This is a genomic window from Roseateles sp. FW301-B2 (genome assembly GCF_058788955.1).
The window spans coordinates 1-15,420 of sequence record NZ_JBYTBE010000041.1; the positions used below are offsets into that span (position 1 = coordinate 1).

Below are 15,420 nucleotides of genomic sequence, written 5' to 3' on the forward strand. Positions count from 1 at the left end.
CGTTGCAAATCCTCGCCGGGTGTCCAACCCGGCTGCGGTTTGCGCCTTGCATCCCCTGCCTTTGCGGGGCAACGGGCGCCATGAGGGGATCGCAAACACGCTCTTACCGAAGCGCTCCGGCGGCCCCGGCCGATCAGCGACAATGCCGCCCATATGTTTGCCCTGTTCGATGAAGCCGGAAAATTCCTCGCCGGCCGTGTGATGTCCGAAGCCGAGTCCTCGATGCAGATCGAGCTCGATTCGGGCAAGCGCGTCAAAGTGAAGGCGGCCAATGTGCTGCTCAAGTTCGACAAACCCGCGCCGGCCGAGCTGCTCGCCGAAGGCCAGCGCCTGGCCCAGGAGATCGACCTGGATCTGGCCTGGGAATTCGCCCCCGAGGGCGAGTTCGCGTTTGCGGACCTGGCGCGCGACTATTTCGATGCCAAGGCGGGGGTCACGCACCAGGCCGCCGCGCTGTTCCGCCTGTTCGAAGCGCCGCATTACTTCCGCCGCATGGGCCGTGGCCAGTTCAAGAAGGCGCCCGAGGAGATCGTCAAGGCGGCCCTGCTGGGCCTGGAGCGCAAGCGCCAGCAGGCCCTGCAGATCGAGGCCTGGGCCGAGGAGCTGGCCGCCGGCCGCTGCCCCGATGCGATCCGCGAGCAGATCTACAAGATCCTCTTCAAGCCCGACAAGAACGGCCCCGAGTACAAGGCCGTGGTCGAGGCCACCAAGCGCGCGCAGAAAGCGCCGCTGGACCTGCTCAAGGGCGCCGGCGCGATCACGAGCGCCTACCAGTTCCACTGGAAGCGCTTCCTGTTCGAGAACTTCCCCAAGGGCACCGGTTTCCCGGCCCTCACGGCACCCGAGATCAAGGACGAGCTGCCGCTTTCCAGCGCCCGCGCCTTCTCGATCGACGACTCGGCCACCACCGAGATCGACGATGCGCTCTCGGTGCAGGGCCTGGGCACGGGCACGGTGGTGTTCGGCATCCACATCGCCGCGCCGGGCCTGGCGATACAGCCGGACTCTGCGGTGGACAAGGTGGCGCGCGAACGCCTCTCGACCGTCTACATGCCGGGCTGGAAGCTCACCATGCTGCCCGACGAGGTGGTGCAGGCCTACACGCTGATCGAGGGGCGCGATTGCCCGGCGGTGTCGCTGTATGTGACGCTGGACGAGGCCACGCTGGCCATCCAGGGCAGCGAGACGCGGCTGGAGCGCGTCGCCATCGTCTCCAATCTGCGCCACGACAAGTTGGACGCAGTGATCACCGAGGCCACGCTGACCGGCGCCGCGCCGGCCGATTACGCGCATGCCGCCGAGCTCGCCTTTGCCTTCCGCCTGGCACAGGCGCTGAAGGCGCAGCGCGAGGTGGTGCGCGGCAAGCCCGAGAACTTCAACCGCCCCGACTACAACTTCCGCCTCGACAGCGGCGGCCTGAGCGAACCCGAGGGCGGCGAACTGGTGAGCATAGGCACGCGCGTGCGCGGTGCGCCGCTGGACCTGATCGTGGCCGAGGCGATGATCCTGGCCAACAGCAGCTGGGGCGGCTGGCTGAACGAGCTGGGCCTGCCCGGCATCTACCGCAGCCAGGCCAGCCTGGCGCCCGGCGTGAAGGTGCGCATGGGCACCAAGGCGCTGCCGCACGCCGGCATGGGCGTGGCGCAATACACCTGGGCCACCTCGCCGCTGCGCCGCTATGTGGACCTGGTGAACCAGTGGCAGATCATTGCCTGCGCCCGCCACGGCCGCACCGCCGCGCTGGCCGCGCCCTTCAAGCCCAAGGACGCGCAGCTGTTCTCCATCATCTCGGGCTTCGACGCGGCCTATACCGCCTACAACGGTTTCCAGTCGGGCATCGAGCGCTACTGGACGCTGCGCTATCTGCAGCAGAACGCCATCACCGAACTCACCGCCTCGGTGATGAAGGATGGGTTGGTGCGCGCCGACACCCTGCCGCTGGTGTTCAAGGCGCTGGGCTGCGAAGGCCTGGCGCGCGGCAGCCATGTGCGCGTGCGCATCACCGGTTGCGACGAGATGACGCTGGATGTGCATGCCAGCCTGGTCGAGGGCCTGGACGAGGCCCAGGCGCCCGACGAGGATGTCGAACTGCCCGAGGATGACGAGACCGAGGCCAGCGGCCCGCTGACGCTGGCGATCGACATGAACGCCGATGTAAGCGCGGACGAGCCGGCGGACACCAAGGCCGAGGCCGCACCGACCTGAGCCGTGCGCAAGCTCTCCACCCTGCACCTTGCGCTGCTGATCTCCGTGGGCCTGCATGCGGGCCTGCTGATGCTGCGCATCGTCGATCCGGAGCGCTTCAACCGCCTGTTCGAGGACACGCCGCTCGAGGTGGTGCTGGTCAATGCCAAGAGCAAGGAGACCCCAACCAAGGCGCAGGCGCTGGCCCAGGCCAGCCTGACCGGTGGCGGTGAAGGCACGGTGGGCCGCGCCACCTCGCCCCTGGCGCCCTCGCCGCGCACCGAGCAGGGCGAGAGCACCGAGCTGTCGCACACCCAGATCGCCAAGCTGCAGGAGGTGCAGCAGCAGCTGCTGGCCCAGGTGCGCCGCGAGCTGGCCCTGCTACCGCCGCCCGACCCGCAGCGCGACAAGGGCACGCCCGAGGCGCACGAGCAGGCCGAGAAGCGCCGCCAGCTGGTGCAGCTGCTGGCCGAGATCGAGAAGCGCGTGAACGAGGAAAACGCACGCCCGCGCAAGCGCTACATCAGCCCGGCCACGCGCGAGGTGGTCTATGCCCAGTACTACGACGCGCTGCGCCGCCGCATCGAGGAGCGCGGCACGCGCGACTTCCCGCAGTACAAGGGCCGCAAGCTGTATGGCGAGCTGACCATGAACATCCACGTGGATTTCAAGGGCAAGGTGGTCGAGACCGACATCGTGCAGGGCTCGGGCAATGCGGTGCTGGATCGGCGCGCCATTGCCATCGCCCGCGCCGCCGGCCCCTTCGGCCCCTTCACGGCCGCGATGCGCCAGGGCGCCGAGGTGCTGGTGATCACCTCACGTTTCAAGTTCACCCGCGAGGACGGGCTGGAAACCAGCCTCAGTGCACAACCATGAGCAGCCCCGACCGTTATGCCGTGGCCGGCAATCCCGTCGCCCACAGCCAATCGCCCTTCATCCACGCCGCCTTCGCGGCCCAGACCGGGCAGGCGCTGGTCTATGAGCGCCTGCTGTGCCCGCTGGACGCCTTCGGGCCCACGGTGGAGGCCTTCGCGGCCGTGGGCGGGCGCGGCTGCAACGTCACCGTGCCCTTCAAGTTCGAGGCCTTCGCGCTGGCGCGCCGGCACAGCCCGCGCGCCGCGCTGGCCGGCGCCGTCAACACCCTGCGCTTCGACAGCCAGGGCTGGTGGGGCGACAACACCGATGGCCTGGGCCTGGCGCGCGACATCGAAGGCAATGCCGGCCGCCCGCTGGCGGGCCGGCGCATGCTGCTGCTGGGCGCCGGCGGTGCATCGGCGGGGGTGCTGGGCAGCCTGATCGCCGGTCGGCCGGCGGAGCTGGTGCTGGCCAACCGCACGCTGGACAAGGCCGCCGCCCTGGTGGCCTCGCACCAGGCCTGGGCCGCCGAACATGGCGTGCGGCTCGCCGCCACCACCCTGGACGGCTGCAGCGGCGGCTTCGACATCCTCGTCAACGGCACCAGCGCCAGCCTGGCCGGCGCGGGCGTGCCGGTCCAGGGTCAGGTCTTGCGCAGCGGCGGCCTGGCGGTGGACATGATGTATGGCGCGGCGGCCCGACCCTTCCTGAACTGGGCCGAAGCGCAGGGCGCCGAGGGGCGCGACGGCCTGGGCATGCTGGTCGAGCAGGCGGCCGAGGCCTTTGCGCTGTGGCGCGGCGTGCGGCCCGAGACCGCGCCGGTGCTGGCCGCGCTGCGCGCGCAGCTGGCAAGCAAGTGAACGGCGCATGAGGTCGCTGCTACGCCTGTTGCTGCTGCTGGCCATGGCGGTGCTGGCCTTGCAGCTCTATTTCGCCGCGCGCATCGCCTTGATGAACGTGCTGGCGCCCGAATCCACCAGCTTCCAGCGCTCCGAAGCCTGGCGGCTGGCGGTGGAGAAGCACCAGATCCTGTGGAGCCAGCAATGGGTGGACGATGCGCGCATCTCCAAACAGCTCAAGCGCGCGGTGATCGCTAGCGAGGATGCCGGCTTCAGCGAGCATGGCGGCGTCGACTGGGATGCGCTGGAGAAGGCCTGGGAGAAGAACCAGCGCGAGGAAGCGCGCCTGGCCAAGCTGGGCAGCCGCGCCCCGGCACGCCTGGCGGCCAAGCCCGCACCCAAGGTGGTGGGCGGCTCCACCATCACCCAGCAGCTCGCCAAGAACCTCTTCCTCAGCGGTGAACGCCATCTGCTGCGCAAGGGCCAGGAGTTCGTGCTGACCCTGCTGCTGGAGGCCCTGCTGGGCAAGCAGCGCATCCTCGAGATCTACCTGAACAATGTCGAATGGGGCGAGGGCGTGTTCGGTGCCCAGGCGGCGGCACGCCACTACTTCCGTGTCGATGCCGGCCAGCTCAGCGCCTGGCAGGCGGCGCGCCTGGCGGTGATGCTGCCGGCGCCCAAGCGCTTCGAGAAACGCCCCTCCAGCCCCTATGTGATCGCCAGATCGGCGACCATCGAGGCCCGCATGCCGGCCGTGGCCCTACCCGAATGAGCATGGAACAACATCCCGTCAGCGCCGAGATCGCCGCCACCGCCGCCCGCCTGGTGGTGGAAGAAGGCCTGGAGTACGGCCCCGCCAAGCGTCGCGCCGTCAAGCAGCTGGGCCTGGGCAAGCATGCCCCCCTGCCCAGCAACGACGAGCTGGAAGACGAGGTGCGCGACTACCTGGCGCTGTTCTGCGCCGACACCCAGCCGCAGGAGCTGCTGGCCCTGCGCGAGCTGGCGGCGCAATGGATGGAACGCCTGGGCGAGTTCCGCCCGCATCTGTGCGGCGCGGTCTGGCGTGGCACCGCCACCCGGCTCAACAACATCCACCTGCAGCTCTATTGCGACGACAGCAAGGCCGCCGAGATTGCGCTCATCAATATGAGCGTGGACTACGAGACCGGCGAGACCACCGGGCCGCGCGGCGAGGCGGTGCAGGTGCTGAGCTTTGCCGCACCCTGCCGCGCGCTGCAGGAGAGCGTGACCATTGCCATGACCATCCTGGACTATGACGACCAGCGCGGCGCCCTCAAGCGCGACACGCGCGGCCGCAGCGAACGCGGCGACCTGGCCGCTTTGCGCAAACTGATGCTGGAGCAAGCCGAATGAAGCGCCGCCAAACCCTGTTGCTGGGCGCCGCTGGTGCCGGCGCGGCCTTGCTGGGCGCCGTCGCGGCGCTGCGCCAGCGCGGCGGCGAGCCGGCGCTCTCGGACGCCGCATCCGCCTTCTGGACCGCCCGCTTCGAGACCCTGGACGGCCAGGGCCTGGCCAGCGCCAGCCTGCGCGGCAAGCCCCTGCTGTTGAACTTCTGGGCCACCTGGTGCGCGCCCTGCGTCAAGGAGCTGCCGGAGATCAATCGCTTCGCAGGCGAGCATGGAAACTGGCAGGTGCTGGGGCTGGCGGTCGACTCCGCCAAGCCGGTGGCGGAATTCCTGAGCAAGCTGCCGCTCAACTTCCCCAATGCCCTGGCCGGATTGACCGGCACCGATCTGGCACGCACACTTGGTAACACGCAGGGCGGCCTGCCCTTCTCGGTGGCCTTCAACGCGCAGGGCGAGCCGGTGTGGCGCAAGCTGGGCGCCACCCAGCTGGACGAATTGCGCCAGATGGCGCGCGGCCTTAGCTAGCGCGAGCCCCACCGGCCTGCCGAAAGTCAGCCGCAAAGCGCCAAACTGGTCAAGCAGATTATTTTTGGCTAGTTGGCGGGATCTGGTCCTAAAACGCTTAAAGTTCAGCCTTTCAAGCTTCTAGTGTCCAGGCTCTAAACCGCTACGCACGTCGCTGATGCAGATTCTCGTGATTCACGGCCCCAATCTCAATCTCCTCGGAACGCGGGAGCCTGGGATCTATGGCGCGCGAACTTTGCCGCAAATCGATACTGATCTCGTCGAGACAGCAGCAAAAGCCGGAATCACGCTGGAATCCTTCCAAAGCAACCACGAGGGTGCCTTGGTGGACCGCATCCAGGCGGCGGCGCAGGACGGATGCCGCTTCATCATCATCAATCCGGCCGCCTATACCCACACCAGTGTCGCCCTGCGCGACGCCCTGGCGGCGGTGGCGCTGCCGTTTGTGGAAGTGCATCTGTCCAATATCCACAAGCGCGAGGCCTTCAGGCAGCACAGTTATTTCTCAGATCTGGCCGATGGCGTGATCTGCGGACTGGGCGCCCAGGGCTATCAGCTGGCCTTGCAGTACGCGCTGGCCAAGCTCAGTCCGGCGGGCTGAGATCGAGCCAGCCGCCAGCCTGGCCGGCATTAGAAGCACAACAATCAATCTTCCCGTTGGAGGTAAGCCTTATGGATCTGCGCAAGCTCAAGACCCTGATCGACCTGGTGTCCGAGTCGAACATTTCTGAACTTGAAATCACCGAAGCCGATGGCAAGGTGCGCATCGTCAAGTCCGACGGCACGGTGATGGTGCCGATGGCCCAGGCCATGCCCGTTGCCGCCGCGCCGGCGGCTGCTGCCGCCCCGGTGGCCGCAGCGCCCGTGGCCGCGCCCGCCCCCGCGGCCGAGACCGGCCATGTGGTGAAGTCGCCGATGGTGGGCACCTTCTACCGCGCCTCCAGCCCGAACGCCAAGTCCTTTGCCGAGGTGGGCCAGCAGATCAAGGAAGGCGAGCCGATCTGCATCATCGAGGCGATGAAGATCATGAACGAGATCGACGCCGACAAGAGCGGCACCATCACCAAGATCCTGGTCGAGAACGGCCAACCCGTGGAATTCGGTCAAGCCCTGTTCGTGATCGAGTAAGGCCCGGCCATGTTCAAGAAGATATTGATTGCGAACCGGGGCGAGATTGCGCTCCGGATCCAGCGCGCCTGCCGCGAGCTGGGGGTGAAATCGGTGGTGGTGTATTCCGAGGCCGACCGCGACGCCAAGTATGTGAAGCTGGCCGACGAGGCCGTCTGCATAGGCCCGGCCGCTTCAGCCCAGAGTTATCTGAGCATGCCGGCCATCATCGCCACCGCCGAGGTCACCGATGCCGAGGCCATCCACCCCGGCTACGGCTTCCTCTCCGAGAACGCCGACTTTGCCGAGCGCGTCGAGCGCAGCGGCTTCACCTTCATTGGCCCGACCTCGGAAAACATCCGCATGATGGGCGACAAGGTCTCGGCCAAGCAGGCCATGATCCGCGCCGGCGTGCCCTGCGTGCCCGGCTCGGAAGGCGCCCTGCCCGACGACCCCAAGGAAATCATCCGCATCGCCCGCTCGGTGGGCTATCCGGTCATCATCAAGGCGGCCGGCGGTGGTGGTGGCCGCGGCATGCGCGTGGTGCACACCGAGGCGGCGCTGGTGAACGCGGTGCAGATGACACGCAGCGAAGCGGGCGCCGCCTTCGGCAATCCCGAGGTCTATATGGAGAAGTTCCTCGAGAACCCGCGCCATGTGGAAATCCAGATCCTCGCCGACAGCCACAAGAGCGCCGTCTGGCTGGGCGAGCGCGACTGCTCGATGCAGCGCCGCCACCAGAAGATCATCGAGGAAGCGCCGGCACCGGGCATCCCGCGCCGCGTCATCGAGAAGATCGGCGACCGCTGCTCGGCCGCCTGCCGCAAGATGGGCTACCGCGGTGCCGGCACCTTCGAGTTCCTCTACGAGAACGGCGAGTTCTACTTCATCGAGATGAACACGCGCGTGCAGGTGGAGCATCCGGTCACCGAGATGGTCACCGGCATCGACATCGTGCAGATGCAGATTCGCATCGCCGCCGGCGAGAAGCTGCCCTTCACCCAGCGCAACATCACCATGCGCGGCCACGCGATCGAGTGCCGCATCAATGCGGAGGACCCGGTCAAGTTCGTGCCCTCGCCCGGCCGCATCACGATGTGGCACCCGCCCGGCGGCCCCGGCATCCGCGTGGATTCGCACGCCTACACGAACTACTTCGTGCCGCCCAACTACGACTCCATGATCGGCAAGATCATTGCCCATGGCGACACACGCGAGCAGGCGCTGGCGCGCATGCGCATCGCGCTGTCGGAGACGGTGGTGGAAGGCATACAGACCAATATCCCGCTGCACCGCGAGCTGATGGTGGACGCCAAGTTCATCGAGGGCGGCACCTCCATCCATTACCTGGAAGGCTGGATGTCCCAGCACAAGCGCTGATGTCCGCCACCCTGCACGAACTGATCCTGGTCTGCCGCGAGGACGATGTCGAGGTCGTCAGCGACGCGCTGATGGAGATCGACTCGCTGGCCGTCTCGGTGGAAGACGCCGATGCCGACACGCCCGCCGAACAGGCCCTGTTCGGCGAACCCGGCATGCCCGCGCCCAAGGGCGGCTGGGAGCGCTCGGTGGTGAAGGCCCTGTTCGCCACCGAGGCCGAGGCCACCGAGGCCGCCACCCTGGTGCTGGCGCAGGACTGGGCTGCCGATGTGCATGTGCAGACCATCCAGGCGGTGGCCGAGCAGGACTGGGTGCGCCTGACGCAATCGCAGTTCGCGCCGGTGGAGATCACGCCCGAGTTCTGGATCGTGCCCTCCTGGCATGAGGCGCCGGCCCAGGCCACCAAGGTGATGCGCCTGGATCCGGGCCTGGCCTTCGGCACCGGCACGCACCCGACCACGCGCATGTGCCTGCGCTGGATTGCGCAGCATGCCCACCTGGCGCCTCCCTGGGACCGCGTGCTGGACTACGGCTGCGGCTCGGGCATCCTCGCCATCGGTGCGGCCCTGCACGGTGCCAAGCAGATCGACGCGGTGGACATCGATCCGGCGGCCATCACCGCATCGCTGGCCAATGCCGAAGCCAACCACGTGCAGTTGCACGCCGCCCTGCCCGATGCCGCCAAGGGCGAGTACCCGCTGGTGCTGGCCAACATCCTGGCCTCGCCGCTGAAGCTGCTCGCGCCCCTGCTCTGCGCGCACCTGGCCCCCGGCGCGCACCTGGTGCTGGCCGGTATCCTGGAGCGTCAGGCCGATGAGCTCAAGGCCGCCTATGCGCCCTGGGCCAAGCTCGAGGTGAGCGACAGCGAAGAGGGCTGGATCCTGATGACGGCGCAGCGCCAGGTCTGAGAGGCTCGGTGAAGTAATGGCATGATCCGCGCATGAGCCTGGCCACCCGTTGTACCGCTTGCGGCACCATCTTCCGGGTGGTGCAGGATCAGTTGCGTGTCTCCGATGGCTGGGTGCGTTGCGGCCGCTGTGCCGAGGTGTTCGACGCCCGCGAGCAGCTCTTCGACATGGACCGCGAGGCGCCGCCACCCTGGCCGCCGCAGGCGCAGGTGCCCGAGCCCACCGGCCACACCCCGCTGGAGCAGGCCCCGGCACCGGCCGAGCAGGCCACCTGGGTCATCCCCGCGGATGCGCGCAGACCGGCCGCCGAACCGGCCGCCGACGCTGCGCCCGCCGAGGCAAGCCCTGACCCCCAGCTGATACGGGATGCGCAGGAGCCGGCCGCGGCCGCGGACCGACGCGAACCCTACTGGGAGCCCGAGCCGGCCGAAGAGCCGGAGCCCGAAGCCCCCCTGCCCGAGCCGCGCGGCCTGCCGCCAGCGCCCGAGCCCCTGCTGCCGCCGGCCGACGACCAGGACGTGGTGCTGGCGCCCGGCCTGGCCGCCGCGGCCAGCAGCGCCGCCGATGCAGCGCCGCCGGCCGCGGCGCCGGTGCCGAGCTTTCTCAAGCGCGCCGAAGGGCAGGCCCGTTGGCAGCGCCGCCCGGTGCGCCTGGCGCTGGCCCTGGGCATCAGCTTGCTGGCGCTGGGCCTGACGGCCCAGGTGCTCTGGCATTTCCGCGATGCCGCGGCCGCCATCTATCCGCAGGCCCTGCCCCAGCTGCGGGCCGCCTGCGCCCAGCTCGGCTGCGAGATCAAGCCCTGGAAGCGTATCGACGCGATCAGCGTGGAAAGCAGCGCGCTGACGCTCGCGGCCTCGGGCAATCACTACAAGCTGAGCCTGAGCCTGCGCAACAAGAGCGGCTGGGAACTCGCCCTGCCCTGGGTGGACCTGACCCTCACCGACGCCAACGGCGCCATCGTGGCGCGCCGCGCACTCTCGCCGGCAGAGTTCAACCTTGGCAAGAACAGCCTGGCGGCCGGTGCCGAGCAGGGGCTGCAACTGGTGCTCAGCACCGGCAAGCAACGCGTCACCGGCTATACGGTGGAAATCTTCCACCCATAAAAAAACCCGGCCGGGGCCGGGTTTCATACACAAGGCCCCGTCGTGGGGCCCATGCGTTCAAGCTCAGGGCTTGTTGCCGGTCGGGAAGGGCCAGGCAGCTTGCGGGCTCAGTGCGGTCTTGGCTGCGGGAGCAGCGGCAGGCTTGGCAGCAGGAGCAGGGGCAGCAGCAGCCTTCTTGGCGGCAGGCTTCTTCGCAGCCGGCTTGGCGGCGGGCTTTGCAGCAGCCTTGGCAGCCGGCTTGGCCTTTGCAGCAGCCTTGACGGGCGGCTTCTTGGGCGCAGCGGCCTTCTTGGCAGGAGCGGCAGCCTTCTTGGGTGCAGCGGCCTTCTTGGCAGGAGCGGCAGCCTTCTTCGGTGCAGCGGCCTTCTTGGCAGGAGCAGCAGCCTTCTTCGGTGCAGCAGCCTTCTTGACAGGCGCAGCAGCCTTCTTAGGTGCGGCAGCCTTCTTGGCCGGAGCGGCCTTCTTTGCCGGAGCTGCGGCCTTCTTAGCCGGAGCAGCCTTCTTCGCGGGAGCGGCCTTCTTGGCCGGCGCCTTCTTTGCAGTTGCCATTTCGTTTCTCCTTGATCAAGTGGAAAAGTCACTGCCCGCCACGGACCGGTCCGCCGCAGTGCAGTTATTCACCGCCTGAGAGTCGCCCAGGAGGAGCGCCTCAGTACGATGAATGGGGGCACAAGCCCACACCGCCGCTTCTATGTCGGTCGGTTGAGGGCTTGCAAAGCTTGATCTCATTGATGAGCTTTCAACAAAGGACTGTTCGGCGCCGTACCCACGGGTGCCCTGTCAGTCCCAACTCAGCGCGCCACCGGACTGGTATTCGATGACGCGGGTTTCGAAGAAGTTGCGTTCCTTCTTCAGGTCGATCATTTCGCTCATCCAGGGGAACGGGTTTTCCTCGTTCGGGAAGAGCTCCTCGAGGCCGATCTGCGTGGCGCGACGGTTCGCGATATAGCGCAGATAGCCCTTGAACATCGATGCATTCAGGCCGAGCACGCCGCGCGGCATGGTGTCCTCGGCATAGCGGTACTCCAGCTCCACCGCCTTCAAGAACAGGGCCTTGATCTCGGCCTTGAACTCCGCCGTCCACAGATGCGGGTTCTCCAACTTGATCTGGTTGATCAGGTCGATGCCGAAGTTGCAGTGCATGGACTCGTCGCGCAGGATGTACTGGTACTGCTCGGCCGCGCCCGTCATCTTGTTCTGGCGACCCATGGCCAGGATCTGCGTGAAGCCGACGTAGAAGAACAGGCCTTCCATCAGGCAGGCGAACACGATCAGGCTCTTCAGCAGGGTCTGGTCGTTCTGCGGCGTGCCGGTGACGAAGTGCGGATCCATGATGGCGTCGATGAAGGGGATCAGGAACTCGTCCTTGTCCCGGATCGACTGCACTTCGTGATACGCGTTGAAGATCTCGCTCTCGTCCAGGCCCAGGGACTCGACGATGTACTGGTAGGCGTGCGTGTGGATCGCTTCCTCGAAGGCCTGGCGCAGCAGGAACTGGCGGGCCTCGGGCGCGGTGATGTGGCGGTAGGTGCCCAACACGATGTTGTTGGCGGCCAGCGAATCGGCGGTGACGAAGAAGCCGAGATTGCGCTTGATGATGCGGCGCTCGTCTTCGCTCAAACCGGCCGGGTCCTTCCACAGCGCGATGTCGCGCGACATGTTGACCTCTTGCGGCATCCAGTGGTTCGCGCAGGTGGCGAGGTACTTCTCCCAGGCCCACTTGTACTTGAACGGCACCAGCTGATTCACATCGGTCTGGCCATTGATGATGCGCTTGTCGGCGGCGTTGACGCGGCGCGTGCTGGCGGCGTCATGCGAAGAGGCGGCGGAAGAATGCTGCGCGGAGGCTTCGGCACGCGCGACCGGCGGAGTGCTCGTCGCTGCGTTTGTGTGGGCGCTAACAGTCGCGCTTTGCGTGGGCTTCAGTTCTTCTTCCCAAACCAACATGGTGGCCTTCCTATCGTCGTGAATTATCAGAGTGTTGTGTTCAAACACCAAGGACTTCTTGACAGCGCAGCGTCTTCGCTGTTGCTGGCCTGCATCGAATTTGCGCAGCCTGAGCGCGCTCTGCAGTGCTGCTGTTCAAGCGTTCATCGATGCATTCGAAAAACAACCGATCGCCGTTTGCATCGATGAACACTCGCATCGCGGGCGTTCATGATTTGCCGCGACCACCTCTCGGCGATCGCGGCAAGCACTTCAATTACTGGCAAGCCTCGCAGCCCGGATCGTCGATCGAGCAGAACTTGATGTCGGTGGCGGGCGTTGCATCCGCGCTGACAACAGGTGCTGCCTGCGGTGCCGGCGCGGCCACTGCGGGTGCTGCATTCATGCCGCCAGCGTTCGACACCGAGTTCAACTGACCCGACTTCGTGACCGTGCTCTTCTCGGCCGACGAGGCGCTCATGGTGCGCAGGTAGTAGGTCGTCTTCAGGCCGCGCAACCAGGCGAGCTTGTAGGTCTCATCGAGCTTCTTGCCCGAGGCACCGGCCATGTAGATGTTGAGCGACTGCGCCTGGTCGATCCACTTCTGGCGGCGCGCCGCGGCTTCCACCAACCACTGCGTCTCGACTTCGAACGCGGTGGCGTAAAGGGCCTTGAGCTCTTCGGGCACGCGGTCGATGCGGCGCAGCGAACCATCGAAGTGCTTCAGGTCCATCACCATCACGTCGTCCCACAGACCCAGCTTCTTCAGGTCGCGCACCAGCGATTCGTTGATGACGGTGAACTCGCCGCTGAGGTTGGACTTGACCGAGAGGTTGCCGAAGCAGGGCTCGATCGAGGCATCCACGCCGATGATGTTGGAGATGGTGGCCGTGGGGGCGATCGCCACGCAATTGCTGTTGCGCATGCCATGCGCGGCGATGCGCGCACGCAGGGCATCCCAGTCCATGCTGCTGCTGCGGTCCACTTCCACATAGCCGCCGCGCGCCTCGGCCAGCAGGTTCAGCGAGTCGATCGGCAGGATGCCGCGATCCCACAGCGAGCCGCGGTACGAGGAGTAGCGGCCGCGCTCTTCGGCCAGCTGAGTCGAGGCCCAGTAGGCGTAGTAGCAGACGGCTTCCATCGAGCGGTCGGCGAATTCGACGGCTGCCTCGGAGGCGTAGGGCGTGCGCAGCGCATACAGCGCGTCCTGGAAGCCCATGATGCCCAGACCCACCGGGCGGTGGCGCAGGTTCGAGTCGCGCGCCTTCTTGACGGCGTAGTAGTTGATGTCGATGACGTTGTCCAGCATGCGCATGGCCGTGGCAATCGTCTTCTTCAGCTTGTCGTGGTCGATCTGACCGTCCTTCAGGTGCTGCACCAGGTTCACCGAACCGAGGTTGCAGACCGCGATCTCGTTGTCGTTGGTGTTGAGCGTGATCTCGGTGCAGAGGTTGGACGAGTGCACCACGCCCACATGCTGCTGCGGCGAGCGCACGTTGCAGGCGTCTTTGAAGGTGATCCAGGGATGGCCGGTCTCGAACAGCATCGAGAGCATCTTGCGCCACAGGTCCTTGGCGGGCATGCGCTTGAAGAGCTTGATCTCGCCGCGGTCGGCCTTGGCCTCGTAGGCCACATAGGCTTCCTCGAAGGCCTTGCCGAACAGGTCGTGCAGGTCGGGGCAGGTCGAGGGGCTGAACAGCGTCCAGTCGCCACCATCCATGACACGGCGCATAAACAGATCGGGGATCCAGTTCGCGGTGTTCATGTCGTGGGTGCGGCGGCGATCGTCGCCGGTGTTCTTGCGCAGCTCCAGGAACTCTTCGATGTCCAGGTGCCAGCTTTCCAGATAGGCGCAGACGGCGCCCTTGCGCTTGCCGCCCTGGTTCACCGCCACCGCGGTGTCGTTCACCACCTTGAGGAAGGGCACCACGCCCTGGCTCTTGCCGTTCGTGCCCTTGATGTGCGAGCCGAGCGCGCGCACCGGGGTCCAGTCATTGCCCAGGCCGCCGGCGAACTTGGAGAGCAGCGCGTTTTCCTTCAGCGCCTCGTAGATGCCGTCCAGATCGTCTGCCACGGTGGTCAGGTAGCAGCTGGAGAGCTGCGAGCGGCGCGTGCCGGAGTTGAACAGCGTGGGCGTCGAGCTCATGAAGTCGAAGCTCGAGAGCACCTCGTAGAACTCGATGGCGCGCGCTTCGCGGTCGATCTCGTTGAGCGCCAGGCCCATCGCCACGCGCATGAAGAAGGCCTGCGGCATCTCGATGCGCTTGCCATCGCTGTGCAGGAAGTAGCGATCGAACAGGGTCTGCAGACCCAGGTAATCGAACTGCAGGTCGCGCTCGGCCTTCAGGGCCGCGCCCAGCTTGACCAGGTCGTACTGCTGCAGGCGCTCGTCCAGCAGCTCGGCCTGCACGCCCTTCTTGATATAGCCGGGGAAGTAGTCGACATAGCGGGCCTGCATCTGCTCATGCGTGACCTCTTCGCCGAGGATCTCGCGGCGGATGGTGTGCATCAGCAGGCGCGCGGTGGCGCGCGTGTAGCCGGGGTCCTTCTCGATCAGGGTGCGGGCGGCCAGGATGGCGGCCTTGTAGACCTCGTCGATGGGCACGCCGTCGTAGAGGTTGCGCTTGGTCTCGGCCAGGATGGGATCGGGCTTCACGTCGGCGCCCAGATTGGCGCAGGCCGACACGATCAGGCCCTGCAGGCGCGCCAGGTCCAGCGGCACACGCACGCCGCCGTCGATCACCGTCAGCTGGGCCTCGGCCACCGGCGCCGCCACCTCGCCCTGGCGCAGGCGCTCTTGCGAACGGCGCTCGCGGTACAGCACATAGGCGCGCGCCACTTCATGGTGGCCGCCGCGCATCAGGCCCAGCTCCACATGGTCCTGCACGTCCTCGATATGGAAGGTGCCGCCGCTGGGGCGCGAGCGCAGCAGTGCGCGCACCACCGCCTCGGTCAGGCCGTCCACCGTCTCGCGCACGCTGGCCGAGGCCGCACCCGTCGTGCCATGCACGGCCAGGAAGGCCTTCATCAGGGCGATGGCGATCTTGCTAGGCTCGAACGAGACCACCGCGCCATTGCGGCGGATGATCTGGTAGGCCGCATAGGCCGAATGGGCCGATTGCTTGGGTGCGCCGCCGCCCACGGAGGCGGTGTGCGCGTGCTCGGCAGGCGTGCTGGCAACAACGGTTTGCATGCTTTTCTTTCCTCGTCTGGTCTCGTTCGAATC

At 66.9% G+C, this 15,420-nt stretch carries 14 protein-coding genes; 11 read left to right on the top strand and 3 right to left on the bottom strand.

The window, feature by feature from the left end:
- The first annotated feature begins 153 nt into the window (after positions 1 to 153).
- The 11 genes from AC3WQY_RS21275 to AC3WQY_RS21325 all read left to right on the top strand — a co-directional run bounded on the left by AC3WQY_RS21275 (position 154) and on the right by AC3WQY_RS21325 (position 10,268).
- Positions 154 to 2,205 carry a ribonuclease catalytic domain-containing protein gene (locus AC3WQY_RS21275; protein WP_492710567.1) on the top strand — a complete coding sequence of 684 codons (2,052 nt, stop codon included), beginning with the start codon at positions 154 to 156 and terminating at the stop codon, positions 2,203 to 2,205.
- 3 nt (positions 2,206 to 2,208) lie between these two features.
- Positions 2,209 to 3,060 carry a TonB family protein gene (locus tag AC3WQY_RS21280; RefSeq protein WP_492710568.1) on the top strand — a complete coding sequence of 284 codons (852 nt, stop codon included), beginning with the start codon at positions 2,209 to 2,211 and terminating at the stop codon, positions 3,058 to 3,060.
- A complete protein-coding gene (aroE, locus tag AC3WQY_RS21285; protein WP_492710570.1) occupies positions 3,057 to 3,899 on the top strand; it encodes a shikimate dehydrogenase in 843 nt (280 codons plus the stop codon). The genes AC3WQY_RS21280 and aroE overlap by 4 nt, the downstream gene beginning before the upstream one ends.
- Positions 3,900 to 3,906: 7 nt before the next feature.
- A complete protein-coding gene (mtgA, locus tag AC3WQY_RS21290; protein ID WP_492710572.1) occupies positions 3,907 to 4,650 on the top strand; it encodes a monofunctional biosynthetic peptidoglycan transglycosylase in 744 nt (247 codons plus the stop codon).
- A gap of 2 nt (positions 4,651 to 4,652) precedes the next feature.
- Positions 4,653 to 5,252 carry a hypothetical protein gene (locus tag AC3WQY_RS21295; RefSeq protein WP_492710573.1) on the top strand — a complete coding sequence of 200 codons (600 nt, stop codon included), beginning with the start codon at positions 4,653 to 4,655 and terminating at the stop codon, positions 5,250 to 5,252.
- Entirely contained in the window at positions 5,249 to 5,770 is a 522-nt protein-coding gene (locus AC3WQY_RS21300; RefSeq protein WP_492710574.1) for a TlpA family protein disulfide reductase, read from the top strand. The genes AC3WQY_RS21295 and AC3WQY_RS21300 overlap by 4 nt, the downstream gene beginning before the upstream one ends.
- 157 nt (positions 5,771 to 5,927) lie before the next feature.
- Positions 5,928 to 6,371 (top strand): type II 3-dehydroquinate dehydratase, encoded by a 444-nt coding sequence (gene aroQ, locus AC3WQY_RS21305; RefSeq protein WP_492710575.1) that lies wholly within the window; start codon positions 5,928 to 5,930, stop codon positions 6,369 to 6,371.
- 71 nt (positions 6,372 to 6,442) lie between these two features.
- On the top strand, positions 6,443 to 6,898 hold the full coding sequence (gene accB, locus AC3WQY_RS21310; RefSeq protein ID WP_492710577.1) for an acetyl-CoA carboxylase biotin carboxyl carrier protein: 456 nt from the start codon (positions 6,443 to 6,445) through the stop codon (positions 6,896 to 6,898).
- 9 nt (positions 6,899 to 6,907) lie between these two features.
- Positions 6,908 to 8,257, top strand: a complete 1,350-nt coding sequence (gene accC / locus AC3WQY_RS21315) for an acetyl-CoA carboxylase biotin carboxylase subunit (protein WP_285230950.1) — start codon at positions 6,908 to 6,910, stop codon at positions 8,255 to 8,257.
- Positions 8,258 to 8,268: 11 nt separating this feature from the next.
- Positions 8,269 to 9,165, top strand: a complete 897-nt coding sequence (gene prmA / locus AC3WQY_RS21320; protein ID WP_492710615.1) for a 50S ribosomal protein L11 methyltransferase — start codon at positions 8,269 to 8,271, stop codon at positions 9,163 to 9,165.
- A gap of 32 nt (positions 9,166 to 9,197) precedes the next feature.
- Positions 9,198 to 10,268: a zinc-ribbon and DUF3426 domain-containing protein gene (locus AC3WQY_RS21325; protein WP_492710579.1), complete on the top strand. Its 1,071-nt coding sequence runs from the start codon at positions 9,198 to 9,200 to the stop codon at positions 10,266 to 10,268.
- 63 nt (positions 10,269 to 10,331) lie between these two features.
- Here the strand turns inward: AC3WQY_RS21325 and AC3WQY_RS21330 are convergent, their stop codons facing one another.
- From AC3WQY_RS21330 to AC3WQY_RS21340, 3 genes are all read right to left on the bottom strand, one after another.
- Positions 10,332 to 10,817 carry a histone gene (locus AC3WQY_RS21330; protein ID WP_492710580.1) on the bottom strand — a complete coding sequence of 162 codons (486 nt, stop codon included), beginning with the start codon at positions 10,815 to 10,817 and terminating at the stop codon, positions 10,332 to 10,334.
- 231 nt (positions 10,818 to 11,048) lie between these two features.
- Complete coding sequence (locus AC3WQY_RS21335; protein ID WP_285230946.1) at positions 11,049 to 12,215, bottom strand: ribonucleotide-diphosphate reductase subunit beta; 1,167 nt, start codon at positions 12,213 to 12,215, stop codon at positions 11,049 to 11,051.
- Positions 12,216 to 12,471: 256 nt separating this feature from the next.
- Complete coding sequence (locus AC3WQY_RS21340; RefSeq protein ID WP_492710581.1) at positions 12,472 to 15,387, bottom strand: ribonucleoside-diphosphate reductase subunit alpha; 2,916 nt, start codon at positions 15,385 to 15,387, stop codon at positions 12,472 to 12,474.
- Positions 15,388 to 15,420: the final 33 nt, after the last annotated feature.

What these genes read in the sequence shown, in the direction of transcription:
- AC3WQY_RS21335 (WP_285230946.1), bottom strand. Translation starts at nt 12,215, where the DNA reads ATGTTGGTTTGGGAAGAAGAACTGAAGCCCACGCAAAGCGCGACTGTT.
- aroE (WP_492710570.1), top strand. Translation starts at nt 3,057, where the DNA reads ATGAGCAGCCCCGACCGTTATGCCGTGGCCGGCAATCCCGTCGCCCAC.
- AC3WQY_RS21330 (WP_492710580.1), bottom strand. Translation starts at nt 10,817, where the DNA reads ATGGCAACTGCAAAGAAGGCGCCGGCCAAGAAGGCCGCTCCCGCGAAG.
- AC3WQY_RS21275 (WP_492710567.1), top strand. Translation starts at nt 154, where the DNA reads ATGTTTGCCCTGTTCGATGAAGCCGGAAAATTCCTCGCCGGCCGTGTG.
- mtgA (WP_492710572.1), top strand. Translation starts at nt 3,907, where the DNA reads ATGAGGTCGCTGCTACGCCTGTTGCTGCTGCTGGCCATGGCGGTGCTG.
- AC3WQY_RS21300 (WP_492710574.1), top strand. Translation starts at nt 5,249, where the DNA reads ATGAAGCGCCGCCAAACCCTGTTGCTGGGCGCCGCTGGTGCCGGCGCG.
- accC (WP_285230950.1), top strand. Translation starts at nt 6,908, where the DNA reads ATGTTCAAGAAGATATTGATTGCGAACCGGGGCGAGATTGCGCTCCGG.
- AC3WQY_RS21325 (WP_492710579.1), top strand. Translation starts at nt 9,198, where the DNA reads ATGAGCCTGGCCACCCGTTGTACCGCTTGCGGCACCATCTTCCGGGTG.
- aroQ (WP_492710575.1), top strand. Translation starts at nt 5,928, where the DNA reads ATGCAGATTCTCGTGATTCACGGCCCCAATCTCAATCTCCTCGGAACG.
- AC3WQY_RS21295 (WP_492710573.1), top strand. Translation starts at nt 4,653, where the DNA reads ATGGAACAACATCCCGTCAGCGCCGAGATCGCCGCCACCGCCGCCCGC.
- accB (WP_492710577.1), top strand. Translation starts at nt 6,443, where the DNA reads ATGGATCTGCGCAAGCTCAAGACCCTGATCGACCTGGTGTCCGAGTCG.
- AC3WQY_RS21340 (WP_492710581.1), bottom strand. Translation starts at nt 15,387, where the DNA reads ATGCAAACCGTTGTTGCCAGCACGCCTGCCGAGCACGCGCACACCGCC.